The 24,237-nt window shown below is 72.5% G+C and carries 20 protein-coding genes; 11 read left to right on the top strand and 9 right to left on the bottom strand.

From position 1 onward, the window contains the following. Nucleotides 1–91: 91 nt before the first annotated feature. Nucleotides 92–1,972 (top strand): ABC transporter ATP-binding protein, encoded by a 1,881-nt coding sequence (locus ACFVYS_RS21610; RefSeq protein WP_389504355.1) that lies wholly within the window; start codon nucleotides 92–94, stop codon nucleotides 1,970–1,972. Nucleotides 1,973–2,089: 117 nt separating this feature from the next. Here ACFVYS_RS21610 and ACFVYS_RS21605 read toward each other — a convergent pair whose 3' ends face one another. The 3 genes from ACFVYS_RS21605 to ACFVYS_RS21595 all read right to left on the bottom strand — a co-directional run bounded on the left by ACFVYS_RS21605 (nucleotide 2,090) and on the right by ACFVYS_RS21595 (nucleotide 5,663). Continuing rightward, a complete protein-coding gene (locus tag ACFVYS_RS21605; RefSeq protein WP_389504256.1) occupies nucleotides 2,090–2,959 on the bottom strand; it encodes a hypothetical protein in 870 nt (289 codons plus the stop codon). A gap of 156 nt (nucleotides 2,960–3,115) precedes the next feature. Beyond that, nucleotides 3,116–4,024 carry a YihY/virulence factor BrkB family protein gene (locus ACFVYS_RS21600; RefSeq protein ID WP_389504254.1) on the bottom strand — a complete coding sequence of 303 codons (909 nt, stop codon included), beginning with the start codon at nucleotides 4,022–4,024 and terminating at the stop codon, nucleotides 3,116–3,118. A 217-nt stretch (nucleotides 4,025–4,241) separates the two neighbouring features. Beyond that, the gene (locus tag ACFVYS_RS21595) at nucleotides 4,242–5,663 is read right to left on the bottom strand and encodes an RICIN domain-containing protein (protein ID WP_389504252.1); all 1,422 of its coding nucleotides are present in this window, start codon (nucleotides 5,661–5,663) and stop codon (nucleotides 4,242–4,244) included. A gap of 258 nt (nucleotides 5,664–5,921) precedes the next feature. Here ACFVYS_RS21595 and ACFVYS_RS21590 point away from each other — a divergent pair, with 258 nt between their 5' ends. The 3 genes from ACFVYS_RS21590 to ACFVYS_RS21580 all read left to right on the top strand — a co-directional run bounded on the left by ACFVYS_RS21590 (nucleotide 5,922) and on the right by ACFVYS_RS21580 (nucleotide 8,860). Beyond that, nucleotides 5,922–7,838 carry an SMI1/KNR4 family protein gene (locus ACFVYS_RS21590; RefSeq protein WP_389504250.1) on the top strand — a complete coding sequence of 639 codons (1,917 nt, stop codon included), beginning with the start codon at nucleotides 5,922–5,924 and terminating at the stop codon, nucleotides 7,836–7,838. Between the two features lie 216 nt (nucleotides 7,839–8,054). Then, nucleotides 8,055–8,474, top strand: a complete 420-nt coding sequence (panD, locus tag ACFVYS_RS21585; RefSeq protein WP_389504248.1) for an aspartate 1-decarboxylase — start codon at nucleotides 8,055–8,057, stop codon at nucleotides 8,472–8,474. Nucleotides 8,475–8,512: 38 nt separating this feature from the next. Continuing rightward, nucleotides 8,513–8,860: a GNAT family N-acetyltransferase gene (locus tag ACFVYS_RS21580; protein ID WP_389504246.1), complete on the top strand. Its 348-nt coding sequence runs from the start codon at nucleotides 8,513–8,515 to the stop codon at nucleotides 8,858–8,860. 456 nt (nucleotides 8,861–9,316) lie between these two features. On the opposite strand, the gene gndA is transcribed toward ACFVYS_RS21580, so the two are convergent. Continuing rightward, a complete protein-coding gene (gene gndA, locus ACFVYS_RS21575) occupies nucleotides 9,317–10,756 on the bottom strand; it encodes an NADP-dependent phosphogluconate dehydrogenase (RefSeq protein WP_389504244.1) in 1,440 nt (479 codons plus the stop codon). Nucleotides 10,757–10,954: 198 nt separating this feature from the next. Here gndA and ACFVYS_RS21570 point away from each other — a divergent pair, with 198 nt between their 5' ends. Next, a complete protein-coding gene (locus ACFVYS_RS21570; RefSeq protein ID WP_389504242.1) occupies nucleotides 10,955–12,205 on the top strand; it encodes a transglycosylase family protein in 1,251 nt (416 codons plus the stop codon). Here the strand turns inward: ACFVYS_RS21570 and ACFVYS_RS21565 are convergent. Next, the gene (locus ACFVYS_RS21565; RefSeq protein WP_389504240.1) at nucleotides 12,195–13,469 is read right to left on the bottom strand and encodes a DMT family transporter; all 1,275 of its coding nucleotides are present in this window, start codon (nucleotides 13,467–13,469) and stop codon (nucleotides 12,195–12,197) included. The two genes, ACFVYS_RS21570 and ACFVYS_RS21565, sit on opposite strands and share 11 nt — an antisense overlap. A gap of 209 nt (nucleotides 13,470–13,678) precedes the next feature. Between ACFVYS_RS21565 and ACFVYS_RS21560 the strand changes: the two genes are divergently transcribed. From ACFVYS_RS21560 to ACFVYS_RS21540, 5 genes are all read left to right on the top strand, one after another. Next, nucleotides 13,679–14,494, top strand: a complete 816-nt coding sequence (locus ACFVYS_RS21560; RefSeq protein ID WP_389504238.1) for a (2Fe-2S)-binding protein — start codon at nucleotides 13,679–13,681, stop codon at nucleotides 14,492–14,494. Between the two features lie 43 nt (nucleotides 14,495–14,537). After that, nucleotides 14,538–15,689: a glycogen synthase gene (glgA, locus tag ACFVYS_RS21555; protein ID WP_389504236.1), complete on the top strand. Its 1,152-nt coding sequence runs from the start codon at nucleotides 14,538–14,540 to the stop codon at nucleotides 15,687–15,689. A 50-nt stretch (nucleotides 15,690–15,739) separates the two neighbouring features. Next, complete coding sequence (gene glgC, locus ACFVYS_RS21550; protein WP_389504234.1) at nucleotides 15,740–16,960, top strand: glucose-1-phosphate adenylyltransferase; 1,221 nt, start codon at nucleotides 15,740–15,742, stop codon at nucleotides 16,958–16,960. A gap of 104 nt (nucleotides 16,961–17,064) precedes the next feature. After that, nucleotides 17,065–18,423: a wax ester/triacylglycerol synthase family O-acyltransferase gene (locus tag ACFVYS_RS21545; protein WP_389504232.1), complete on the top strand. Its 1,359-nt coding sequence runs from the start codon at nucleotides 17,065–17,067 to the stop codon at nucleotides 18,421–18,423. Between the two features lie 103 nt (nucleotides 18,424–18,526). Beyond that, nucleotides 18,527–20,035: an SDR family NAD(P)-dependent oxidoreductase gene (locus tag ACFVYS_RS21540; RefSeq protein ID WP_389504230.1), complete on the top strand. Its 1,509-nt coding sequence runs from the start codon at nucleotides 18,527–18,529 to the stop codon at nucleotides 20,033–20,035. A 72-nt stretch (nucleotides 20,036–20,107) separates the two neighbouring features. Here the strand turns inward: ACFVYS_RS21540 and ACFVYS_RS21535 are convergent, their stop codons facing one another. Then, nucleotides 20,108–20,866: an SDR family oxidoreductase gene (locus tag ACFVYS_RS21535; protein ID WP_389504228.1), complete on the bottom strand. Its 759-nt coding sequence runs from the start codon at nucleotides 20,864–20,866 to the stop codon at nucleotides 20,108–20,110. Between the two features lie 25 nt (nucleotides 20,867–20,891). After that, nucleotides 20,892–21,341 (bottom strand): hypothetical protein, encoded by a 450-nt coding sequence (locus ACFVYS_RS21530; protein ID WP_389504226.1) that lies wholly within the window; start codon nucleotides 21,339–21,341, stop codon nucleotides 20,892–20,894. A 484-nt stretch (nucleotides 21,342–21,825) separates the two neighbouring features. Between ACFVYS_RS21530 and ACFVYS_RS21525 the strand changes: the two genes are divergently transcribed. Further along, nucleotides 21,826–21,999 carry a hypothetical protein gene (locus ACFVYS_RS21525; RefSeq protein WP_103782545.1) on the top strand — a complete coding sequence of 58 codons (174 nt, stop codon included), beginning with the start codon at nucleotides 21,826–21,828 and terminating at the stop codon, nucleotides 21,997–21,999. A gap of 64 nt (nucleotides 22,000–22,063) precedes the next feature. On the opposite strand, the gene ACFVYS_RS21520 is transcribed toward ACFVYS_RS21525, so the two are convergent. Together ACFVYS_RS21520 and ACFVYS_RS21515 are read right to left on the bottom strand one after the other, a co-directional pair. Beyond that, complete coding sequence (locus tag ACFVYS_RS21520) at nucleotides 22,064–23,407, bottom strand: amidase (RefSeq protein ID WP_389504224.1); 1,344 nt, start codon at nucleotides 23,405–23,407, stop codon at nucleotides 22,064–22,066. A 90-nt stretch (nucleotides 23,408–23,497) separates the two neighbouring features. Next, a complete protein-coding gene (locus ACFVYS_RS21515; protein ID WP_389504222.1) occupies nucleotides 23,498–24,214 on the bottom strand; it encodes a FadR/GntR family transcriptional regulator in 717 nt (238 codons plus the stop codon). Between the last annotated feature and the right edge of the window lie 23 nt (nucleotides 24,215–24,237).

The raw sequence follows: 24,237 nt of genomic DNA, 5'->3' as shown, positions 1-24,237 counted from the left end.
GCTGATCCCTTGTCCGATCCTTTTCCGTCGAAGATGCGGGGAGAAGGTTGACCTCAAGGTTGCTTGAGGTCCTACGGTCACTCCCATGAGCATGGAGAGCACCGCCTGGACGCAGCTTTACAGCGTCATGAACGCCCAGCAGGAACGCCGCCCCTTCGACCGGGTGACATTGCGCCGCATCGGCGCATTCGCCCGCCCGCACCGCCGCCGGATCGCACTGTTCGTCCTGCTGGGGGTGCTGACCGCGCTGCTGGCCGTCGCCACCCCTGTCCTCGCCGGACGGGTCGTCGACGCGATCGTGTCGCACGGCGACGCGGGCGCGGTCGTCCGGCTGTCGCTGCTCATCGCCGTCATCGCGGTGCTGGAGGCGGCGCTCGGCATCCTGGGCAGGCGGCTCTCGGCGACGCTGGGGGAGGGGCTCATCCTCGATCTGCGCACGGCCGTGTTCGATCATGTGCAGCGGATGCCGGTCGCGTTCTTCACACGTACCCGTACGGGAGCGCTGGTCTCCCGACTCAACAACGACGTGATCGGCGCCCAGCGCGCCTTCAGCAACACCCTCTCCGGAGTGGTCTCCAACCTGGTCACCCTGGTGCTGACCCTGGCCGTCATGCTCACCCTGTCCTGGCAGGTCACCCTGCTCGCGCTGGCGCTGCTGCCGGTCTTCGTGCTGCCGGCCCGGCGGATGGGCAGCCGGATGGCGGGCATGCAGCGCGAGGCGGCGACGCTCAACGCGGCGATGGGCACCCGGATGACCGAGCGCTTCTCCGCGCCCGGCGCCACCCTGATCAAGCTGTTCGGCCGGCCCGAGGAGGAGTCGGCGGAGTTCGCGGCGCGGGCCGCCCACGTCCGGGACATCGGCGTCCGTACGGCCACCGCCCAGTCGGTCTTCATCACCGCCCTGACCCTCGTCTCCGCACTGGCCCTCGCCCTCGTCTACGGCCTCGGCGGCCATCTCGCGCTGAACGGAGGCCTCGAACCGGGCGCCGTCGTCGCCCTCGCCCTGCTCCTCACCCGCCTGTACGCCCCGCTGACCTCCCTCGCCGGGGCCAGGGTGGAGGTGATGAGCGCGCTGGTCAGCTTCGAGCGGGTCTTCGAGGTGCTCGACCTGAAGCCGCTCATCGAGGAGAAGCCGGACGCCCGCGAGGTGCCGCCGGGCCCCGTCTCCGTCGAGTTCGACGAGGTCCGCTTCGGCTACCCGTCCGCCGACAAGGTCTCCCTGGCCTCCCTGGAGGAGGTCGCGGCCCTCGACTCCCGCGGCGGCGCCGAGGTCCTGCACGGCGTGTCCTTCCGCGCCGCTCCCGGACAGACCGTCGCCCTCGTCGGCTCCTCGGGCGCCGGCAAGTCGACCATCGCCCAGCTCCTGCCGCGCCTGTACGACGTCGACGCGGGCGCCGTCCGGATCGGCGGGGTCGACGTCCGTGACCTGACCGCGGGCTCCCTGCGGGCCACCCTCGGCATGGTCACCCAGGACGGCCACCTCTTCCACGACAGCGTCCGCGCGAACCTCCTGCTGGCCCGTCCCGAGGCCACCGAGGACGAACTGTGGGACGCCCTGCGCCGCTCCCGCCTCGACGACCTCGTCCGCTCGCTCCCCGACGGCCTCGACACGGTCGTCGGGGAACGCGGCTACCGCCTCTCCGGCGGTGAGCGCCAGCGCATGACCATCGCCCGGCTGCTGCTGGCCCGCCAGCGCGTCGTCATCCTCGACGAGGCCACCGCGCACCTCGACAACACTTCCGAGGCGGCCGTCCAGGAAGCCCTCGCCGAGGCTCTCGCGGACCGTACGGCGATCGTCATCGCCCACCGGCTGTCGACCGTGCGCGCCGCCGACCTGATCCTGGTCGTCGAGTCCGGCCGGGTCGTGGAACGCGGCGACCACGACGAACTCCTCGCGGCCGGCGGACGGTACGCGGAGCTGCACCGGACGCAGTTCGACCAGCCGGGGATGACGGAGGCGGCCGTGCGCTGAGGCGGGTCGAGGCGGGGCGAGGGCGGCGCGCGACGGGCCGTCCGTTCCCCGCGCGGCACCGGCTCACGTCGCTCCGGCCGCCGACGCCGGACCCGCTGCCGCGCCGCCTTCGGAAGGTCAGCGCTTGGCGAGCAGATCCGCCGGGAAGGCGCCGGCGGCGAGCGCGGTGCGTACGAAGCCCGTGCCGAGCTCGGTCAGCCGGGCCACGCCCTCCGCGCCCAGGTGTGCGTAGGGGGCGCGGTCCAGCCGGTCCGTCTCCCGCTCGATCTCCTGGCGCAGCGCGCGCCCCTGCTCGGTCAGCTCCCCGTCCTCGTCCAGCAGGCCGCGCTCCCGCAGCCGGCCGGTCGCCGCGTCCCAGTCCTCCCGGCTCCAGCCGCGGGTGTCGAGCACCCACTTCGGCGACATGCCCTTGCCGGTCGCGGTGTGGGTCACCATGGCCTCCAGACCGTCGAGTCCCGCGGCCATCAGCACGGCGAGGTGCCCGTCGCCCCGGTGCTCGCGCAGCAGCGTGGCCGCATGCCAGTACGCCAGGTGCGGCTCCTCGGGGACCGGCAGGTCGGCGTGGGCCGAGTACAGGGGCCGGGCGCTTCGCGAGCAGGCCTCGGTGGCGCGCAGGGCGAGCCGTGCCGCCTCCGCCATCTCCGCGGACGCGACCACGTCGGCGCCCAGCTGGCGGCGCAGCGTCGTGTCGACGGCCCGCGTACGTGCCGCCAGGACCTGCTCGGGCGTGGCCGACTCCCAGACCGCGGGCACGTACCGGGCGACGAGTGTGTGCTTGTAGTTGTAGAACGTCGCCGTCACCGCGCCGGCGCCCACCGGCCCCAACGCGGCCGCCCGCACGGCGAAGTTCACGGCCCGCGGGTGGGTGACGCCGAGCGCGCCCAGCTCACGGCCCACGTCGGGGGAGAAGTAGTGCGTCGCGTGCAGCGAGTTGAGGGTGCTGTGACAGTGGCGGCCCGCGCGCGGGTCCGGAGCGACGGTGGTCATGAACGGCACGATACCGACCGGTCGGTAACTTTTCCAGGCATGTGGCACGAGGGTCGAACGGGCCGATGGCAGCCGCGACGCGAGCCCGCCCGGCGACCCTCGCGAGCGCACGGTGACGGGCGGGTCTGGATCACCCGAAACCCTGCCTGCGGACTGCTACGGCGCGCGCGACGGCTTCCCCGTGTCCTGACCGCGCGGCGCGGAGAGTTCCGCGGCGAACTGCGCCCCGGTCAGCAGGGCGAGGTTGGACAACCACAGCCAGATGAGGAAGACGACGACGCCCGCGAGCGAGCCGTAGAGCCTGCTGTACGCGCTCAGGCCGGAGGCGTACCAGGCGAAGCCCGCGGAGACCACGAGCCACAGCGCGGCTGCCAGCACGCCGCCGGGCAGAATGCGCCCGCGCAGGCGAGCCGGGGCCGGACCGGTGTGGAAGACGATCACGACCAGGAGGGCGGCCAGGCACAGCAACAGCGGCCAGCGCAGCACGCTCCAGGCCCAGGTCGCGGTGGTGTCCACGCCGATGACCCGGCCCGCCGCCTCGGCCAGCGGACCGGTGAGCAACAGGACGAGGGAACCGGCGAGGAGCAGTCCCAGCAGAGCGAGGGCGGTCAGCAGGATGCGGGGCGCCTTGCGCCAGGGTGAGCGCCGGTCCTCGACCCGGTGCATGTGGTGCAGGGCGCGGCGGAAGACGGCGAGATAGCTGGAGGCCGACCACAGCGCACTCGTCGCTCCGGCCACCAGCAGCGGCCAGGCCCCCCGGTCGGCGCCCAGCGCACGGGACAGCACGGCGTGCAGGTCGGCGCCGGACTCGGCCGGGGCGTACATCGTGACGTGGGTGACGAATTCCTCCGCCGTGTCCGGGCTGATCAGCCCGAACGCGAGGACGGTGACCATCATCGCGGGGAGCACGGCGAGGATCGCGTAGTACGTCAGCGCCGCCGCGTAGTCCGTGATGTCGTCGTTCCACAGGGACACCGGTGTACGCCGCAGCGCCGGCCACCAGGCGGCCGGCACCCGGGGCCGGAAGGTGCGGCGTACCCCGCCGGCGTACGGGTCAGCGGACATGGCACCTCCGGTGCGTCCAGGTACTGCGGAGCAGGCGGGTGCGCGTGGCGCAGGGCGCGGCCGTGTCCTCGGCCAAGCCCGCGATCATCCCTGCGAACGGTGTGCTCATGTCCATCCACCTCTCCCCCGGATCCACCCCCGCACACCCGGCGCCGAGCCGTTTGTCGCTTGTCGCCACGGCGTCGCCGACGGTGACAGGCCCGGGGCGGGCGGCGTCTCAGGAATCCGAGGGACGGATGATCTGCCACTCCTGGTCGTCGGTGTTGGAGCAGGTGAAGAGCGTGAGGTGTTCTCCGTTGCCGCCGGTGCTGTATCCGGCGACGTCCAGGCAGGCGTTGTTGCTCGCGTAGTTACGGATCCAGTAGTTGCCGTCGTCCTGCTTGTCGAGCCACCACAGCTGGTTGTCGGCGGTCGTTCCGGCGCAGGCGTACTCCAGGATCGGCGACCTGATGGGCTTGGCGCCGTAGTCCGGCAGATCCACGCACAGCTGGTCCTCGACGTTGCGGATCTGGAAGAGAGCCGTGCCGCCGGGGCCCAGCTTCGGGTACTTCACCTCCAGGTTCCACCGCTGGCTGCCGGCGGTGTTCTCGTCGCAGGTCGCCTGCACCACCCGGCCCGCCGAGTCGGCGTCGTCGCTCGCGGGGAGATCGGCGCACATCTTGGTGGTCGGGTTGCGCAGCATGATGTCGGACGCAGGCAGCACGCTCGGGGTCTTCTTCTTGGCCGGCGGGGACGCCGCGCCGCCGCCTCCGCCGTTCTGCGCCGAGGCCGACGCGGCAGGTGAGGCCGCCGCGGCGGGCGGGGCGGACACCACAGGTGCGGAAGGCGGCGCCTGCGAAGCCGAAGGGGAGGGCGCCAGCGTGCTGACGGCGGCCGCCTGCAACTCCCGGGCGCTGCTGGTGACCGTGGGCTTGTAGGCGATCCACAGCATCACGAAGGCGATCGTGAGCGCCAGGAGGATCCCGAACAGCCTGGTGAACCAGCCGGGAAGGAAACTGCGCTGCACATAGGTGCCCTCGACGGAGAGCGGCTCCACCCCCGACCGTTTCACCGCGAGGGCGTACGGCCGTTCCGTCCTGGACCCGAACCAGATGATCTGCCGGGGCTTCAGCGTGGCCTTCACGAACGCGGCACGGCCGGGCTCGATCTGGAAGCTGCTCGGGTGGATCTCGTACGACAGCTGGTCACCGTTGTCGCTGCCGCTCAGCGACCCGGTCACCTTCGTGTTGCCCAGGTTGTCGACAGCCAGCTTCGGCCGTCCCCGGAAACGGCCCTTCACCGTCGGAGGGACGAGCTCGGCCCGCACCTCCGTGAAGGGCGAGATCGTCAGATTCCCCTCGGGAACGGTCGTCGACTCCGGATGCTCGGTCGGGGTGATCCGAATCGCGTAGGGGTTCGGCCCGGCCGTGGCGTCGGGTGTGCGCGGCGGCGCGAAGGTCAGTTCCACCGTCCCCGTCGTCCCCGGGTACAGCCGCACGGAAGCAGGCTCCACCGTGGTCCAGGGCGCGAGGTCGCCGACGGGCTCGAAGCGGTACTCGTCGACCACGTCACCGGTGTTGCGCAGCCGCAGCCGCACGGTCGTGCTGCCGCCGGGATCCACCGTGGCCGAGGAAGGTTCGAGGGAAGTCCAAATACTCACTGCTCGACGCTACGGGCGCGGACGGCATCCGTCAGGAGCCGTCGGGGCAAGCCGAGTTGCCCCGACGGGCACCGGCGGTCCCGGAAGTACCCAGGTGAGAGAGGTGTACGAGGTCCCGGTCCGTCGGCACGCCCTGGTCCTCCGTCCAGCGATGTTCGGGGCCGACGCGGAGGGCGCGTGCGCGCCGTTGGTTCGCGGCGAACGCTCGGCGGGCTGCTCAGGGGCGCCGTTGTCATGGCCGGATGACACCATCCGGCCATGAGCGAAGAGTCTTTCGACTGGCACGTTTTCCTCGGGCGTTGGCAGGAGGAGTGGGTCCCGCGCGCGGGTGAGGACGAAGAGGACGAGGACGACGACGAGGGCGGCGGCGGGCGGACCGCTGTCCAGCTGGGCAGCCCCGGGGCACCGGAGCAGGCGATCGCCGCCGCCGAGGAGCGGCTGGGACGCCGGTTGCCGGCCTCGTACCGGGCGTTCCTGGCCGTGAGCGACGGGTGGCACGTGGAACAGACGGCCGGGGTCTACCAGCTCGGCGGTGTCGCGGACATCGGCTGGTTCCAGGATCCGTACGACATGACCCCGCTGTACGAGGAGAATCTCGGCGACAACCCGCGCGAGGAAGACGTCCTGCTGGCCGGGATGTGGCAACGGGCCCTACGCCTGGAGACGGACTCCGACATGTCGTACGCCCTGCTCGACCCGGGCGACACCGACCAGGACGGCGAGTGGGCGCTGTACGTCTACAAAGGCTGGAGCGGTGAGTTCCCGGACCGCTACCCGTCGTTCCGTGCGTATATGGAGGCCATGTACCGCGGCTTCCACGCCGACCGGGTGGAGAGACCCGACTTCGTCAACGCGACCACGCGCGCCCAGGACGCCCGGGTGGAGGAGGGCAGGCTGCTGGCCCTGCGCGGACGGTACGAGGAGGCCCTGCCCCTGATCGAGGAGGCGCTGTCCTTCGGACGGCCGCACAGCGCCGTCCTGCTGAACCAGCTCCGGCATCTGTCGACTCCCCGCAGCCCCCGGGACTACGGCTACCTGGTGGCCGACCCGCGCTACCTGCCCGAGATCCTGCCCGGTGCGGCCATGACGCCGGCCCGCGGCGAATGGCGGCTGGGCGGGGACGACCACTGGCTCGGGATGATGACCGCCCGCGGGGTCCCCCGGGAGACCGCCGAGGCCGCACTGCGCACGATGCGGGACGGCACCTATCGCTACGCGCCTCCCGGCCCCTGGGGCCGGGCCGTCTCCGAGGCCCGGGAGGCGGCCCGCTGGGGGGCGACCGACCCCGCGTGGCGGATCCTGCGGGACGCGCTCCCGGGGTGGCAGGCGCCCGGGCCCTCGCTGATCGCCCCGATCGGCCTGCTCGCCGATCCGGTCCTGGGCTCGCTGATCACCCCGGAGCGTGGACGGGCAATCCTTGCGACGCCGCGGGCCGGGGAAGCGGGACCCGCCCCCGAGCCGGTGCCCGATCTCGACCCGCCGGGCCTCGCCTGGCTGACCGAGCCGGCGGCGAACCGGCAGCCGTCCGACGGCTACCGCTGTGTCTGGGTCGAGGGGATCGACCCCGCCCGCCTGCCCGCACTGATGGGAGAGGAAGGCGCCGAACTGAGCGCGCCGGTAGATCCGCGCGAGGCCTCCTGGCGCGCACCCAAGCCCCACGAGCGAGAGGGCGTGGAACTCTGGGAGGACCGGGCTGTGGTTGCCGTCGGCCGTACCGCCGAAGGATGGGCCTTCGCCTTCGACGGCTACTCCCACCACCACCTGAGCAAGCTGTTCCTGTCTCCTGCTCGGGCCGCCTCGTCGTCCGGCCGCGCGGTGGTGGTGTGGCGCGATCCGAGGCAATCGCCCCCGGGCGACCGTCCGGCCGCGTTGCACCTGTCCGTCGCCGAACAGGGCGAGGAGCTCTACGCGTTCACCGTCCGGGGTACGGAGATCCGGCGCTCCGGCGCGATTCCCGAGGCCCTGGACCCCGCACGGCTGTTCCGCCCGGAGGACAGTGAACCGGACCGCGAGCTGCGTGTATTGGAGGCCCTGCACACCGAACTCGGGCTTTCGCTTCCCCGCTTCGCGCTGACCCAGGGCAGGCTCCACACCTTCACCACCCGGTCCTGGACCCGGGAGCCACGCGAGGGGGAGGGGTTCGCCTACGTCAGCCTCGGGGGGAGCCGGCGCTGACGCTCGCTTGCAGGCGCCGACGGCGCTCCGGCGTGGCAACCGGTGCCCCCTCACCCGGGGCGGCGCCGGCCACCGTCGTATGGGGAAACCCACGGTCGGTGTGAGTCCTGGAACACTCGCGGACAGCTGACCGGCTCCGCGAATCGTTGTAGTCTCCGGAAATCGCCCTTGACCTGCGACAAGCGGGCAGGGAGCAGACCGACCAGGAGCTTCTCCATGCTGCGCACCATGTTCAAGTCCAAGATCCACCGTGCCACCGTCACCCAGGCCGACCTGCACTACGTGGGATCGGTGACCATCGACGCCGACCTGCTGGACGCCGCCGATCTGTTGCCGGGGGAGCTCGTCCACATCGTCGACATCACCAACGGGGCGCGGCTCGAGACGTACGTCATCGAGGGTGAGCGCGGCTCGGGTGTCGTCGGGATCAACGGGGCCGCCGCCCATCTCGTGCACCCCGGTGATCTGGTGATCATCATCAGTTACGCTCAGGTGACCGACGCCGAGGCGCGGGCCCTGCAGCCGCGGGTCGTGCACGTGGACCGTGACAACCGGATCGTGGCCCTCGGAGCGGACCCCTCGGAGCCGGTACCGGGCTCCGAACAGGAACGCAGCCCGCAGGCGGTGTCGGTCTGACCGCAGCAGCCCTCGCACGCATCGCACCGGGAGTGCCCATGAGCGACATCGAGATCCGCGACGACCGGGCGGCCGGCCGCCTGGAGGCCCTCGGCGACGGCGGTGAAGTCGTCGGCCGCATCGAGTACTTCGTCCTGGAGTCGCCCGCGCCCGCCCTGGTGCCGGTGCACACGATCGTCGAGCCGGCCCACGAGGGCAAGGGCATCGCCGGGTCGCTGGCGCGGGAGCTGTACGCCGCCTCCGGGCGCGAGGGCATCCCCGTGGCGCCGCTCTGCCCGTACGTCGTGAAGTGGGCCGAGCGTCACCCCGACGAGGCTCCGGCCGCCGACCCCGAGCTGCTGCGCGCCGCCAAGGACTGGCTGCGCGCGCACCCCGGCCGTTTCTGAGCGAGGTGCCGGCGGTACCTCGTCGAGGCGGGCCGGGCCAACCGGGTGAGTGGCCGAGGCCGCCCCGGGTACGCGGGGGATGAGTCCAGTAGCCACGCCTCGCATCCGGCCGGAGGACACCATGACGAACCCGTACGCCGACCCCGTCCACCCCGACCCTGTCGAGCCCGATCCCGTCCAGCCCGGACCGCCGCCGGGGCCGGTCCCGGGCCCCCCGGAGCCGTTCCCCAGCCCGGTGCCCGTTCCCGAGCCGCCGCCGGGTCCGGATCCGACGCCGCCGCGGCCCGGCCCGCCCCCGGGCCCCTCGCCGTCCCCGATCCCCCCGGGTCCGGAACCGGTCCCGAGCCCGGAGCCGGGTCCACCCCTCACCTGACGCGACGGGACCACGGTGGGGGACGGGAGACCGCCGCCCACCGTGATGCCGGGACGCCGTGACGCCCTGACGCCCCCGAAGGGCTACGCCTCCGTCTCCGATCGGTCGCCGCCCCAGAGGGTGTGGAACGCGCCTTCGCGGTCCACCCTCCGGTAGGTGTGCGCCCCGAAGAAGTCCCGCTGTCCCTGGGTGAGCGCCGCCGGCAGCCGCTCCGCGCGCAGCGCGTCGTAGTACGCGAGCGCCGCCGCGAACCCGGGCGTGGGTACGCCCTGGAGCGTCGCGGACACCAGCACCTCACGCCACGGGTCCTGCGCCGCCGCGATCTCCGAGGCGAAGGTCTCGTCGGACAGCAGGCTCGGCAGGTCGGCCCGGTGGTCGTACGCGGCGCGGATCCGGTCGAGGAAGGCCGCGCGGATGATGCAGCCACCGCGCCAGATCGAGGAGACGGCGCCGAGATCGATGTCCCAGCCGTACTCCTCGCTGCCCGCGGCGATCTCGTGGAAGCCCTGCGTGTACGACACGATCTTCGAGGCGTACAGCGCCTGCTCCACCCGGTCGGCGAAGGCCTGTGCCTCCGCCTTGCCCAGCGCGGACGCGGTCGGTCCCGCCAGGCCGCGCGAGGCCTCGCGCAGCGCCGCGTGGCCCGACAGCGACCGTGCGAAGACGGCCTCCGCGATGCCCGACACGGGAACGCCCAGGTCGAGCGCGATCTGGACCGTCCAGCGGCCGGTGCCCTTCTGCTCAGCCTGGTCGACCACCACGTCCACGAAGGGCCGGCCCGTCGCGGTGTCCACATGGGACAGCACCTCGGCGGTGATCTCGATCAGGTAGGAGTCGAGGCGGCCGGTGTTCCACGTGCGGAAGATGTCCGCGATCTGCGCGGGCTCGTACCCGGCGACATCGCGCAGCAACTGATAGGCCTCGCCGATCAGTTGCATGTCGGCGTACTCGATGCCGTTGTGGACCATCTTCACGAAGTGACCGGCGCCGTCCGGGCCGATGTGCGTGACGCAGGGCGTCCCGTCCGCCGCCTTCGCCGAGATCTTCTCCAGCATCGGGCCCAGCGACTCGTACGACTGCGGCGAGCCGCCCGGCATGATGCTCGGGCCGTGCAGCGCGCCCTCCTCGCCGCCGGAGATGCCCGTGCCGACGAAGTGGATGTCCTGCTCGCGCAGTTCGCGCTCGCGGCGGCGGGTGTCGGCGAAGTGCGCGTTGCCGCCGTCGATGATCATGTCGCCGGGTTCGAGCAGCGGGGCGAACTCCCTGATCACCGCGTCGGTCGGCTCACCGGCCTTCACCATGATCACCAGGCGGCGGGGCCGCTCCAGTGCCGCCACGAACTCCTTGGCGGTCTCGGTGGCGACGAACTCGCCCTCGTGGCCGAACTCCTCGACCAGGGCGTGCGTCCGTGCCGCCGTGCGGTTGTGCAGCGCGACCGTGTAGCCGTTGCGTGCGAAGTTGCGGGCGAGATTGCGGCCCATGACCGCGAGTCCCGTGACGCCGATCTGAGCTGAAGTGCTCATACGGTTGGCTCCTCCAGGGGTGTGCCCGTGCATTCGGTCAGTGTCGTCCTGGGACCATCTTGACGGGTTCCGCGGCCGGATTCCCGCCCGGGGCGTCCGGTGTTCGCCCGCGCGTCGGAGCGGCCGGTTGTCGCCTTGTCATGGCCTGTTCGCCGCCCTTACTTTTGCCCCTCCTGACGCATGTCGAGGGGGATCTCCATGGCCGTACGCGGCCGGCACCGCCGGTATCAGCCGAACAGGATCAACCGGGCCTCGCTCACCGTCACGGCGGGCGGTGCCGGTATGGCGCTGCCGCTGATCGGCACCGGTGCAGCTCAAGCGGCCGACGTGGACACCTGGAACAAGGTCGCCGCGTGCGAGTCGACCAACGACTGGAACATCAACACCGGCAACGGTTACTACGGCGGACTCCAGTTCACCCAGTCCACCTGGGAGGCGTACGGCGGTACGCGGTACGCGCCCCGTGCGGATCTGGCCACCAAGGACCAGCAGATCGCGGTGGCCGAGAAGGTGCTGGACGGGCAGGGGCCCGGCGCCTGGCCCGTCTGCTCGGTGCGGGCGGGACTGAGCCGGGGCGGCGACGCCCCGGACATCCACCCGAGCGGCACCTCGACGAAGTCCGCCAAGCCGTCGTCGTCCCCGTCGTCGTCCCAGCCGTCCTCCAAGGCGGCTCCCCAGGCGTCGAAGACGTCCCTGGACGACGTACGGCCGCAGAGCACACCTCAGTCCCGCGCGGGCACCGCGGAGATGTACACCGTGGTCCGCGGGGACACCCTCTCCGGCATCGCGGACACCGAGGAGGTCAAGGGCGGCTGGCGGGGGCTCTACGCAGCCAACCGGACGACCATCGGCGGCGACCCCGACCTGATCCTGCCCGGTCAGCGACTCAGCCTGGAGGGCCGGGCGGCCGCCGCGGCCAAGGCCCCGAGCCGCACCAGACCCCGGACGGAGAAGCCGAAGACCTCCTCGGGCGCCAAGGAGAGCAAGCCGGCCAAGAGCACCAAGGCGAAAGACAAGGACACCGGACGCAAGGCGACGACCGGCCATTCCCTCGTGTCGCCCGTCAGCGCCTCCACCGGGACGCCGTACCACGCCACGGGTTCGTCCTGGTCGAAGGGCTATCACACCGGCGTCGACTTCCCCGTGCCCACCGGCACCTCCGTGCAGGCGGTCAAGGCGGGCGAGGTGGTGAGCGCGGGCTGGGCCGGTTCCTTCGGGTACCAGGTGGTCATCCGGCACGGCGACGGCCGCTACTCGCAGTACGCCCACCTGTCGGCGATCTCCGTACGGGACGGGCAGTCGGTGAGCGGCGGACAGCGCATCGGCCGGTCCGGTTCCACCGGCAACAGCACGGGCCCGCATCTGCACTTCGAGGTGCGGACCGGGCCCGGTTTCGGAACGGATGTCGACCCGGTGGCGTATCTCCGGGCCGGCGGCGTCAGGATTTGACGCGCTCCCGATGCCGGTCCACGACCGGCATCGGGATGTACAGACCTCCGTACAGCGGGGTGTAGAACGACGGAGGCACGTCCCCGCCGGACGGGTCCTCCTCGTAGCGGTCCTCGCCGTCGACCGCGGCCGGAGCCAGAACGAGCCGTTCCCTGAGTACCTCTGCCTCCCGTACCTCTGTCTCCCGCGCCTCCGCCGACCGCGCCTTGTCCAGCGACGGCGCCGTTCCAGCGAGCCGCAGGTCCTCCAGCGCCGCTTCCGCCGACCGCAGGTCCTCCGGCAGCGGCGCGCCCGGCTGCGCGGGGAAGGGGAACGGGATCCCGTCCGTCGCAGCTCCGGTCTTGCCGTCCGCCGGGTCGGTGGCCGAGACCTCCGCCGTCCCGATGTCCGTCCGGGTCCGCGCGGCCGGGAGCCCGGCCGCCGTCTCCGGGCGAGCGCCTTGGAGGCGCTCCGTCGTGAGCAGGATGAGTCCGCCCGCCGCGACCACACCGCAGCCCAGGGCGAGCACGGTGCCCGTGGTGCCGTAGCGGAAGGTCTCGCCGAACATCGTGATGCCGACCGCGGCCGCCACCACCGGGTTGACCACCGTCAGCGTGGCCAGCGGGGCCGCGAGGCCCGCGCCCCGGTAGGCGGCCTGGGACAGCAGCATGCCGGCCGTGGCGAGCACGCCGATCACGGCCAGGGACGGGACGTCGGCCGTCGAGACACCCCCGGTCCAGTCGACCGCGACGGTCTTGGTGAACACCGACGACATGCCGAACGCGATGCCCGACGCCGTCGCCAGCAGCATGCTGCGGACCGCCGGGTGCCGGTGGGCGGCCCGCCCGGCCACCATCAGGGCCACGACCGCGGCCGCGGTGACCACGGCCACGCTGACCCGCTGCGGGGTGCTCAGCGACTGTGCGTCGGCCGCCCCCACCAGGGACAGCAGACCGGCGAGACCGACCGTCGCCATAATCGCGCCCCGCCAGGCGGTCGCCCCGGCCCTGCGGCCGACGAACAGCGCGGCCATGGGCAACGCGAACACGATGGTCAGCGCGCCCAGCGGCTGAACCAGACTGAGGGGACCGTAGGCGAGCGCCACCACGTGGAGGACTCCGCCGAGACCGTTCAACGCCACCGCCGCCCACCAGCCCGGACGGCGCAGCGGGGCGTACTCCTCGTCGGGCGAGGACAGCGCGACCTGCTCCTGCACGATCGCCCCGGCCGCGTACGCGACAGCGGAGACGAGCGACAGGACCACGGACAACGCGAGGGCGCTCATCAGCTGATCCTCTGCGTGAGGCGGGGGCTCGGGGCCCGGCGCGGCGAACGGTCGGCTCTCATAACCAACACGATGCCCTGTCGATCTGTTCCCGTCGTCGTACCTGAGCACGCAATAGGTCCTACTACCGATGGAGTACTGAAGGCCCACTGTCCTCCCTCAGGCGGGTGACGGACCAGGGATCCCCCTGAGCGCGGGCCCTGACGGCCTTGGTACTACTGCACTTCGTGGACCTCGACCCCGATCTCGCCGCGCTGCGCCCGCTCGGCCCCTTCTTCGTCCTGCGCACACGGCCGGGTGGCACAGGAGAGCCGGCCGCGCCGTCGCCGACCCTCGCCCGGGCCTACGCGGAGCCGGCCTGCCGGGAGACCTCCGGAAGCGCGGCACCGGACGTCCACGGGGATCCGCTGGCCTACCGGGTCCGCAAGGTGACCCGGGCCCTGCGCGCCCCGGAGGACCGGATCGGGGCCTCGGTGGCGCAGCAGGGCCTCGCGGCCCGCCTCTGGTCGGTGACGCTGGGCTGCGCCGTCCTGTACGGGAGGATCCCGGACCTCGCTCCGGGGCTGCTGTGCTGGGACCCGGACGCGACCGCCCCGGACGACCTGTGGCTGACCGAGGTGCGGGACCGGCCGGGGGACGCGGCGACCGTGGCCGCGACGGTCCTGGACGGCCACCTCGAACCCCTCTCCGCCGCGCTGCGCGCCCGCCGCCCGGTCGCGCCGGGGCTGCTGCGGGGCAACTCCGGATCCGCGCTGGCCGGGGCCGCCCGGCAGCTGGATCTGTGGGCCCGCGCGCACGGCCGTCCCGACGTCGCCGCACGCGCGCGCGCCCTCACCGCAGAGCTGTTCACCCACCCCCTCCTCGCGGACACCGGGGCACTCCTCCCGGGCACCGGGACCTCGGCCGGTACCGCCTTCCGCCGGCGCAGCTGCTGCCTGTACTACCGGGTGCCCGGCGGGGGCGTCTGCGGCGACTGTTGCTTCACACGACCCCCGCGCTCTTCCCCACGCGCCCCGTCTGGGTGACCATGAAGGGAGCCGGTCGCTGAGTGAGATGTGGGGGTTCCGGGTGCGAGTGGGACTGCTGACCCGGGAGTATCCCCCGGACGTGTACGGCGGCGCGGGCGTCCATGTGGAGTTCCTGGCCCGTGAGTTGCGGCGGCTGGTCGACCTCGACGTGCACTGCTGGGGCGAGGGCCGCACCGAGGGCGTCCAGCGGCATCGCCCCTGGTCAGCGCTGGACGGTGCCAACGACGCGCTGCGCACCTTCTCCGTGGACCTCGCCATGGCGGCCGCCCTCGAAGGCCGCGAGCTCGTCCACTCCCACACCTGGTACGCCAACCTCGCCGGCCACCTCGCCAAGGAGCTGTACGGCGTCCCGCACGTGGTGACCGCGCACTCGCTGGAGCCCCTGCGGCCCTGGAAGGCCGAGCAACTCGGCGGCGGCTACGCCCTGTCGAGCTGGGCCGAGCGGACCGCGGTGGAGGCGGCCGACGCGGTGATCGCCGTCTCCGCGGCGATGCGCGAGGACATCCTCGCCTGCTACCCGACGCTCGCGCCGGACCGGGTCCACGTCGTCCACAACGGCATCGACACCGCCCTGTACCGTCCCGATCACGGCACCGACGCCCTCACCCGGATCGGTCTCGACCCGGACCGTCCGTTCGTGCTGTTCGTCGGCCGCATCACCCGGCAGAAGGGCGTGCCCCATCTGCTGCGCGCGGTCCGGGACATCGACCCCGCGGCGCAGGTCGTGCTGTGCGCGGGAGCGCCCGACACCCCCGAGATCGACCAGGAGTTCCGTGATCTCTTCGCCGGGCTGAGCCGGGCCCGTGACGGGGTGCACTGGATCCCGAAGATGCTGCCGCGCCCCGAGGTGATCCAACTCCTCACGCATGCCGCCGTGTTCGTCTGCCCCTCGGTGTACGAACCGCTCGGCATCGTCAATCTGGAGGCGATGGCCTGCGGCACTCCCGTCGTGGCCTCCCGGGTCGGCGGCATTCCGGAGGTCGTCGAGGACGGGGTGACCGGGACGCTCGTGGAGGTGGACGACGATTTCGAGGCGGGCCTCGCGCGGGCGCTGGACGCGGTTCTGGGTGACCCGGCGGCCGGCCGCCGGATGGGCGAGGCCGGGCGGGTGCGCGCGGTGGGGGAGTTCGGCTGGGACGCGGTGGCCCGGCGGACGGTCGGGCTGTACGAGGAGATCGTCAAACAGGCTTAGTTCCCCCGGCCGGGGGCAACCATGGTTCAACCAGGGTGAGGGGAGCGGGCATGCGTCGTGGCGGGCCTTCGGTGCTCGGAATCGTGCTGGCGGGTGGTGAGGGCAAACGCCTGATGCCTCTCACGGCTGACCGCGCCAAACCAGCGGTCACCTTCGGCGGCACGTACCGGCTCGTCGACTTCGTGCTGTCCAACCTGGTCAACGCGGACGTCCTGCGTATCTGTGTGCTGACGCAGTACAAGTCGCACTCGCTGGACCGGCACATCACCACCACCTGGCGGATGTCCAGTCTGCTCGGCAACTACGTCACGCCGGTCCCGGCCCAGCAGCGGCTCGGGCCGCGCTGGTACCTCGGCAGCGCCGACGCCATCCTCCAGTCGCTGAACCTGATCTACGACGAACGGCCCGAGTACGTGGCCGTGTTCGGCGCCGACCACGTGTACCGCATGGATCCGCGCCAGATGCTCACCCAGCACATCGACAGCGGCGCGGGCGTGACCGTGGCCGGGATCCGGGTCCCGCGCGGCGAGTCCTCCTCCTTCGGGGTGATCACCCCGGGCTCGGACGGGCTGACGGTCGAGCGCTTCCTGGAGAAGCCGGCCGACCCGCCGGGGCTCGCCGACGACCCGGAGTGCGTGTTCGCGTCGATGGGCAACTACATCTTCACCACCAAGGCGCTCATAGAGGCGCTCCAGCGGGACGCCGAGGACGAGAGCTCCGTCCACGACATGGGCGGCTCGATCCTGCCCGCGCTCACCCGGCGCGGCGAGGCCCAGCTGTACGACTTCCACGAGAACCACGTGCCCGGCGAGACCACCCGGGACCAGGGCTACTGGCGGGACGTCGGCACGCTCGACGCGTACTACGACGCCCATATGGACCTGATCGCCGAGCGCCCCGCCTTCAACCTGTACAACCGCAGCTGGCCCATCTACACCCACTCGGGCCAGTTGTCCCCCGCGCGTTTCAACGCGGGCGGGATCGCCGGCGAGTCGATCATCAGTTCGGGGTGCCTGATCCGCGGGCAGGTCACCCGCTCGGTGCTGTCGCCGGGTGTGGTGGTGGACCCGGGAGCGGTCGTGCAGGGCTCGATCCTGCACGACAACGTGCACATCGGACGGGGTGCGGTCGTGCGCGGGGCGGTGCTCGACAAGAACGTGGGGGTCCCTCCGGGTGCGACCATCGGCGTGAACCCGGAGCGGGACGCGGAGCTGTACACGGTGTCGAAGGGCGGCGTGATTGCCCTGGGTAAGGGCCAGCTGGTGTCCTGAACTTAATGCGCTGTTAACTGTGTGTAGCTTGATCGTACTTGACCGTAATCGCCCGAGCGCGCTTGACTGATTGCCTCCACTCTGAGCCGACGCGAGGCAAGCCCTTGACTGCTGATGATCTGCTGGCCCCCCTCGACCTGGCGTTCTGGAACCTCGAGTCGGCCGAGCACCCCATGCACCTGGGAGCGCTCGGCGTCTTCACGGCGCAGTCGCCCACCGCGGGCGCCCACGCCGCCGACCTGCTCGCGTCCCGTGCCGCCGCCGTTCCCGGACTGCGCATGCGGATCCGGGACCTGTGGCGGCCGTTCGACCGCTCGGAACCGTTCGACCTGCGCCGGTCGCTCGCCTTCGGCGGCGCGACCCGGGAGGCGGACCCCGACTTCGACCCCCTGCACCACGTCACGCTGCACGCGCCCGCCGCCGACTTCCAGGCCGAGGCCGGGCGGCTCATGGAACGCCCCCTGGAGCGCGGCCGCCCGCCCTGGGAGGCCCACGTCGTGCCCGACGAGGACGGCGGCCGCTTCGCCGTGCTCTTCAAGTTCCACCACGCCCTCGCCGACGGACTGCGCGCGCTGACCCTGGCCGCCGCCGTCCTCGACCCCATGGATCTGCCCGCCCCCCGCCCCCGCCCCGCCGAACCGGCCCGCGGCGCCCTCCCCGACGTGCGCAGACTGCCCGGCCTGCTGCGCGGAGCCGTCTCCGACGTGGGCCGCGCCCTCGACATCGGCGCCTCCGTCGCCGTGCACACCCTGGGCATGCGCCCCACCCCCGCCCTCACCGCCGCGTCCACCGGAACCCGACGCACCGCCGGAGTCGTCATCGACCTCGACGACGTGCACCGGATCCGCAAGGTCGCCGGCGGCACCGTCAACGACGTGCTGATCGCGGTCGTCGCCGGAGCCCTGCGCCGCTGGCTCGACGAACGCGGCGACGGCAGCGAGGGCGTCGTGCCGCGCGCGCTCATCCCCGTCTCCAAGCGCCGCCCGCGCACCGCCCACCCCCAGGGCAACCGGCTCTCCGGGTACCTGATGCGGCTTCCCGTGAACGATCCGGACCCGCTGCGCCGTCTCGCCACGGTCCGCACCGCCATGGACCGCAACAAGGACGCGGGCCCCGGCCGCGGCGCCGGTGCCGTCGCCCTGCTCGCCGACCACGTCCCGGCCCTCGGTCACCGCCTCGGCGGCCCGCTGGTCGGCCACGCCGCCCGGCTCTGGTTCGACATCCTCGTCACCAGCGTGCCCCTGCCCGGCTTCGGCCTGAAGCTCGGCGGGAACCCGGTGACCGAGGTCTTCCCGTACGCCCCGCTCGCCCGCGGCCAGGCCCTCGCGGTCGCCGTCTCCACCTACCGCGGCCAGATCCACTACGGGCTCGTCGCCGACGCCGAGGCGGTCCCCGACCTCGATCGGTTCGCCCGCGCCCTGACCGCCGAGGTGGAGACGCTCATCACGGCCTGCGGCTCTTGACGGGAACGGGTTTGGAGGAGCGGCCCGGCGCTCCGTAAAATTCGTCCTTCGAGGGCGGACTCGGTCGGAGCGCCGCACGGGTGATCAGGGAAGCGGCAGCGCGATGACGGTGACAGAGGACGGCTCGACGGCGATCACGGAGGAGGTCGTGGACGAGGTCGTGTACGGGCCCGGCATCGACCCGGAGCGGCTCGCCGTCTGCCTCGCCGTGCTGGACGAACTCGACCGGCTGGACGTCGACCACCCCGACGCGATCGCCGTGCGCCGGGCCACCGCCGGCGTCTACCGCACCGTGAAGCAGCGCCGCCGCCAGGACCGCCGGGCCGCCAAGACCGCCCACGACAAGGCGGTCACCGAAGCCACCGCGACCGGCTCCGCCCAGCGCATCGACGACGAGACCGAGGGCATCCTGCCGTCCTCGGTCACCGAGGAGGGCCGGATCGCCGGGATACTCCAGCGCCCGCGCTCCTGCTACACCTGCAAGACCCGGTACGTCGAGGTCGACTACTTCTACCACCAGCTCTGTCCCGACTGCGCCCGCCTGAACCGCGACAAGCGCGACGTGCGCGCCGACCTCACCGGCAAGCGTGCCCTGCTCACCGGCGGCCGCGCCAAGATCGGCATGTACATCGCGCTGCGGCTGCTGCGGGACGGCGCGCACACGACGATCACGACCCGCTTCCCCAAGGACGCCATCCGCCGCTTCAAGGCCATGGACGACTCGGGGGACTGGATGCACCGCCTGGAGGTCGTCGGCATCGACCTGCGCGACCCGGCGCAGGCCGTCGCCCTCGCCGACCAGGTCGCCGAGGCGGGCCCCCTCGACATCCTCGTCAACAACGCGACGCAGACCGTCCGGCGACTGGCCTCCGCGTACGCCGCCCTGGTCGACGGCGAGAGCGCGCCGCTGCCGGCCGGCGAGCTGCCCGCCCACCATGTCATCGGCGCCTTCGGCTCCGGCGCGGTCGACGGGCTGGCCACGCTGCCCGCCGGAATCTCCGGCATCGACGCTCAGCAGGTCGCCGACCTCGCCCTGGTCGCGGGCAACGCCAGCATCGCCCGGCACCTCGACGGCACCGCCATCGACGCGGGCGGTCTGGTCCCCGACGTCGTCGACACCAACACCTGGGTGCAGACCATCGAGCAGATTTCCCCGGTGGAGCTCCTCGAGACCCAGCTGTGCAACTACACGGCGCCGTTCATCCTGATCAGCAAGCTCCGCCCGGCCATGGCCGACGCCGCCAGGAAGGCGACGAGCGGCCGCGCGTACGTCGTCAACGTCTCGGCGATGGAGGGAGTCTTCGGCCGCGGCTACAAGGGCGCGGGCCACCCGAACACCAACGCCGCCAAGGCCGCGATGAACATGGTGACGCGGACCAGCGGCCAGGAGATGTTCCAGGCCGACGGCATCCTCATGACCTCGGTCGACACCGGCTGGATCACCGACGAGCGCCCGCACTACGACAAGCTGCGTCTCGCCGAGGAGGGCTTCCACGCCCCGCTCGACCTGGTCGACGGCGCGGCCCGTGTCTACGACCCGATCGTGCGCGGCGAGCAGGGTGAGGATCTGTACGGGGTGTTCCTGAAGGACTACGCGCCCGGTAAGTGGTAGGGCCGCTCCGCGCCGGTGGTCGGCGGCGGGCTGTGGGGGCCGTCGGCGCGGTTCCCCGCGCCCCCGCGTCCCTCAGGTGGTGAGGTGCGCCCGGCGCACCTTCGTGCCGCCGTCCACCAGCAGGTCCGCCCCGGTGATCCACTTCGCCTCGTCGGAGCACAGCCAGAGCACCGCGCGTGCCACGTCCTCCGGTTCCCCGATCCGGCCCAGCGGCAGGGCCGCCGCGATCTCCTGTTCTCCCGGCTCCCAGACGAACCGGGCCATCTCGGTGCGTACCAGGCCGGGGGAGACGGAGTTCACCCGCACTCCCGGGCCCAGTTCGCCCGCGAGCTGCTGGGTGAGGTGGAGGAGGGCCGCCTTGCTGGTGCCGTAGGCGCCGACACCGGGGCCGACGTGTCCCGCGCCCTCCGTGCAGATGTTGACGACCACGCCGCCGTGCTCACGCATCCAGCCCCGCCACGCGCACTGCGCCAGCCGCAGCGGCGCCTCGACGTTCACCGTGAACGCCTCCCGCCAGGCGCCGGGATCGGCGTCCATGAGCGGTCCGTAGGGCTGGTTGGTCGCCGCGTTGTTGACCAGCACGTCCAGTCGGCCGAAGGTGTCCAGGCACAGCTGGGTCAGCTTCCGGGGGTGCCCGGGGTCCCCGACGTCACCGGCCAGTCCGACGCCGTCCAGCTCCTCGGCCGCGCGGCGTACCCGGTCCGGATCCCGCGCGCTGACGCACACCCGCGCCCCGGCGTCGGCGAGCACCCGTGCCACCGCCCAGCCGATCCCGCGCGTGGCCCCCGTGACGACGGCGGCCCTGCCCCGCAACCCGTACGACGACGTCATCGGCGTACCGTCTCATGACGGTCCGTCAGTCGACAGCCCCGAGACGCGAGTTCCGTGCCGCCACCAGTTCCAGCACCGTGCGCCAGTCCTCCAGCACGCCCGCGTCGAACCCGGGCACCCGGCCGTCCTCGTCGGCCTGGCGCAGGCTGAGCAGATCGTCGTCGGCGCTGGGCTCCCGCCAGGGGTGCAGATGGACGAGACGGGAGACCCGGGGGCCGAGCAGGGGGCGTGCGGCCTCTGCGGCCCGTTCCGGCCGGCCGGTGGCGTCGGTGGGGCACAGCAGGTGACCGATGGGGTGGACGAGCCCGGTGAGCTGGAGCTCCTTGTCGGCGGGGCGAGCGCGGCGCAGCAGTGCCGCCGTCTGGAGCGCGTGATCGTGCAGGTCGACGCCCGGCCGGCCCCGGTCCGGGGTGTCCCGCACGCCCCGGCAGGCGTACAGCAGGTCCATCAGCTCCTCGACGCTGCGCAGCTCCATGCGTCAGTCCTTCCGCGAGACCGCCGTCGCCGGTCGCAAGCAGACCATGGCCTGCTTGCGGCCGGACGAACGGCACTTGAACTGCGCGACGAACTCGTGGGCGAATGCGCCGCCTCTTGGGGCCGCCACGCCCGGCAATATCCCCCGGACGGGTGAATCCAGAAGGTGCATCAGGGTGGAAAAGGGTTCAATTCACCTGCGGTGACATACGGGTGACTTGCCATGGTTACCCCAAATTTTCAGCCCTATCGAGCGGCCGCCCGCTCATTTGGTTAATGTGTAGCGGACGGACAGCAGTACGGAGTGCCACCCACACCCACGGTCCGTCATGGGACAGGCCGCTTCACAACGGCTCGCCCTCCAAGAAGTTGCCGGCGCCACCGCGTCCTCGACCGACTTGAGCCAGCCCCGAGGGAGCGTCAGGCGCCGGACCGCAGACTGGCCGGCACGCCCCGAGGGTGACCCGACACATAAGGAGTGCGCGGTGACACCGGAGAAGACGAATCGCGAGCAACGTCCCAAGGAACGCACGGAGCGGGCCGGCCGTCGGCCCGGCGAGATCGGCAGCCTCGACGTGTGGGCCCGCTCCGCCCCCATCCGCCTGGCGGGCTACGAGGAGGACCTCGCCGAGCCCCACATCCTGCCCAGCGTGGACTGACCGCTCGCGGTCGCCCGGCCTGGACGTGCGCCAGGCACGCCCACGCCGGGCCCGCTCTCTCCGCTCAGTCGAGCGGAGCCGTCCGTCGCCACGGCCACAGGCTCTCCAACTGCCCGGCCAGCCGCAGCAGTTCGCCCTCCCGCCCCGGCAGGCTCACCAGCTGCACCGCGGTGGGAGCACCGGACGGCAGGGTGCCGAAGGGGACCGCCATGGCGGGCCAGCCGGTCAGGTTCCACGGCGGCGTCAGCGGCGAGTAGTTCGTGTTCACCGCGACGTTGCGCAGCCAGCCCCGCTCGTGCCACGGCTCCGACTTCGGTGACCGTCGCGCCAGCGCCGGAGTGAGCAGCACGTCGTACTCCGCGAAGAACGGCTCGAGGCGTCGGCGCAGTGCGTCCCGTGCCGAGCCGCCCCGCACGCCGGACAGGAAGCGCCGGCCGACGGCCGCGTGCACCCGGGTGCGCCGGGTCAGCAGCCGTGGGTCGAGGCTCGCGGCGTCCACCGCCGTGCCCGCCGTCCAGTGCGCGAGCGAGGTGACGCCCAGCGACAGCGGATACGGCGGCTCGGCCCGTTCCACGTGATGTCCCGCCCGGACCAGCACCCCGGCCGCGTCCCGCGCGGCGCCCGTGTACGGCTTGCTCACCGTGACCCCGGCCAGCGGGCTGCGCACGGAGACGGCGACCCTCAGCGCACCCGGTTCCCCGGGCGTCACGACGTCGGTGTCCGCGAGGACCGACAGCATCAGCCGCGTGTCCTCGACCGTCGTCGCCAGCGGACCGTTCTCCGACATCCCGAACCAGTCGCCCTCGCCGATCCCGGCCGGCACCACCCCGTGGCCCGGCTTGATGGTCACCAGGCCGCAGTTGGCCGCCGGGATGCGCAGCGAGCCCATGCCGTCGTTGCCGAGGGCGATCGGCACCAGGCCCGCGGCGACCGCGGCCGCGCTGCCGCCCGACGAACCGCCCGCCGTGCGGGAGGTGTCCCAGGGATTGCGGGCGGTGCCGTACACGCCCTCCGTGGTGCCGAAGACACACAGCTCCGGCACATTGGTCAGGCCCACGACCACCGCGCCGGCCGCCCGCAGCCGGGCCACCGTCACATGGTCGGCATCGGCCGGGGTGTCCGGCGTCGCGGCCGAGCCGACCCGGGTCGCCTCGCCCCGCACACCGAGGTTGTCCTTGACCGCCACCGGCACCCCGGCCAGGGGCAGTCCGGTCAGATCGCCCCGGGTGGCCAGCTCCTCGGCCTCGGCCAGGGCGGCTCGGGCCCGCACCGTGCGGAACGCTCCGATCCGGCCGTCCAGCCGCTCGATCCGCGCGAGATGCTCGGCCACCACCTCACGGGGCGTGACCTCCTTCGCGCGTACGGCGGCGGCGATCTCGACGGCGGTCCGGCCGACCCAGCTGGTCACAGGCAGCTCCCTCGGTGTGCGTGCACTACTGGCGAGTACGTAGGAGAACTCTGCCCCTCCGGGAGTCCCGCGTCGAGAGGCGGCCGTGGCTCAGGGCCCCACCTGCCCCCTGAGCCACTCCTCCACCTCGCCCACGTGGGCGGCCGCCGCCGCCCGGGCGGCCTCCGGGTCACGGGCGGCCAGCGCGCGGTGGATCGCGGCGTGCTCGCGGCGGGTCCTGGCGAAGGCGCCCTCCTCCTGATAGCCGCGCCAGACGCGGGCCCGGAAGGTACGGGAGGACAGGCCCTCCAGGATCGCCGCCATCGTCTCGTTGCCGGCCGCCGCCGCGATCACCCGGTGGAACTCCAGGTCGTGCGCGAGGATCTCCTCCGGGTCGTCCGTCGCGTTCATCGCCGCGAGGTGCCCCTCCACGACGGCCAGCTGCTCCGGGGTGATGCGGGCCGCGGCCAGTGCGGTGGCCGTCGACTCCAGGACCCGGCGTACCTGGAGCAGTTCGACCAGACGCGGGCCCCGCGACAGATCGGCCACCACCCCGAACGTCTCCAGCAGGTCCCCCGCCTCCAGCGCGGTGACGTAGATCCCGGAACCGTGCCGGGCCTCCAGCACCCCCAGCACCGTGAGCGCCCGGATCGCCTCGCGCATCGAGCTGCGGGAGATGCCCAGCTCGACCGCGAGATCGCGCTCGGTCGGCAGCCGCTGGCCGGGCTCCAGCGACCCGTCGGTGATCATCGCCTTGATCCGCTCGATGGCGCGCTGCGTCACCGTGCCCTTCGGGACGCCGCTCCCGCTGCGCGCAGTGTCTTCCACGTGGCCTCTCCTGTCGCCGATGC

It is taken from the genome of Streptomyces sp. NPDC058295 (genome assembly GCF_042880655.1).
Lineage (GTDB): Bacteria > Actinomycetota > Actinomycetes > Streptomycetales > Streptomycetaceae > Streptomyces > Streptomyces coriariae.
The sequence above is the reverse complement of the archived record's forward strand: the minus strand, read 5'-3'. Positions and strand labels throughout refer to the sequence as shown.

What these genes read in the sequence shown, in the direction of transcription:
- ACFVYS_RS21610 (WP_389504355.1), top strand. Translation starts at nt 92, where the DNA reads ATGGAGAGCACCGCCTGGACGCAGCTTTACAGCGTCATGAACGCCCAG.
- ACFVYS_RS21605 (WP_389504256.1), bottom strand. Translation starts at nt 2,959, where the DNA reads ATGACCACCGTCGCTCCGGACCCGCGCGCGGGCCGCCACTGTCACAGC.
- ACFVYS_RS21600 (WP_389504254.1), bottom strand. Translation starts at nt 4,024, where the DNA reads ATGTCCGCTGACCCGTACGCCGGCGGGGTACGCCGCACCTTCCGGCCC.
- ACFVYS_RS21590 (WP_389504250.1), top strand. Translation starts at nt 5,922, where the DNA reads ATGAGCGAAGAGTCTTTCGACTGGCACGTTTTCCTCGGGCGTTGGCAG.
- panD (WP_389504248.1), top strand. Translation starts at nt 8,055, where the DNA reads ATGCTGCGCACCATGTTCAAGTCCAAGATCCACCGTGCCACCGTCACC.
- ACFVYS_RS21580 (WP_389504246.1), top strand. Translation starts at nt 8,513, where the DNA reads ATGAGCGACATCGAGATCCGCGACGACCGGGCGGCCGGCCGCCTGGAG.
- gndA (WP_389504244.1), bottom strand. Translation starts at nt 10,756, where the DNA reads ATGAGCACTTCAGCTCAGATCGGCGTCACGGGACTCGCGGTCATGGGC.
- ACFVYS_RS21570 (WP_389504242.1), top strand. Translation starts at nt 10,955, where the DNA reads ATGGCCGTACGCGGCCGGCACCGCCGGTATCAGCCGAACAGGATCAAC.
- ACFVYS_RS21565 (WP_389504240.1), bottom strand. Translation starts at nt 13,469, where the DNA reads ATGAGCGCCCTCGCGTTGTCCGTGGTCCTGTCGCTCGTCTCCGCTGTC.
- glgC (WP_389504234.1), top strand. Translation starts at nt 15,740, where the DNA reads ATGCGTCGTGGCGGGCCTTCGGTGCTCGGAATCGTGCTGGCGGGTGGT.
- ACFVYS_RS21540 (WP_389504230.1), top strand. Translation starts at nt 18,527, where the DNA reads ATGACGGTGACAGAGGACGGCTCGACGGCGATCACGGAGGAGGTCGTG.
- ACFVYS_RS21535 (WP_389504228.1), bottom strand. Translation starts at nt 20,866, where the DNA reads ATGACGTCGTCGTACGGGTTGCGGGGCAGGGCCGCCGTCGTCACGGGG.
- ACFVYS_RS21530 (WP_389504226.1), bottom strand. Translation starts at nt 21,341, where the DNA reads ATGGAGCTGCGCAGCGTCGAGGAGCTGATGGACCTGCTGTACGCCTGC.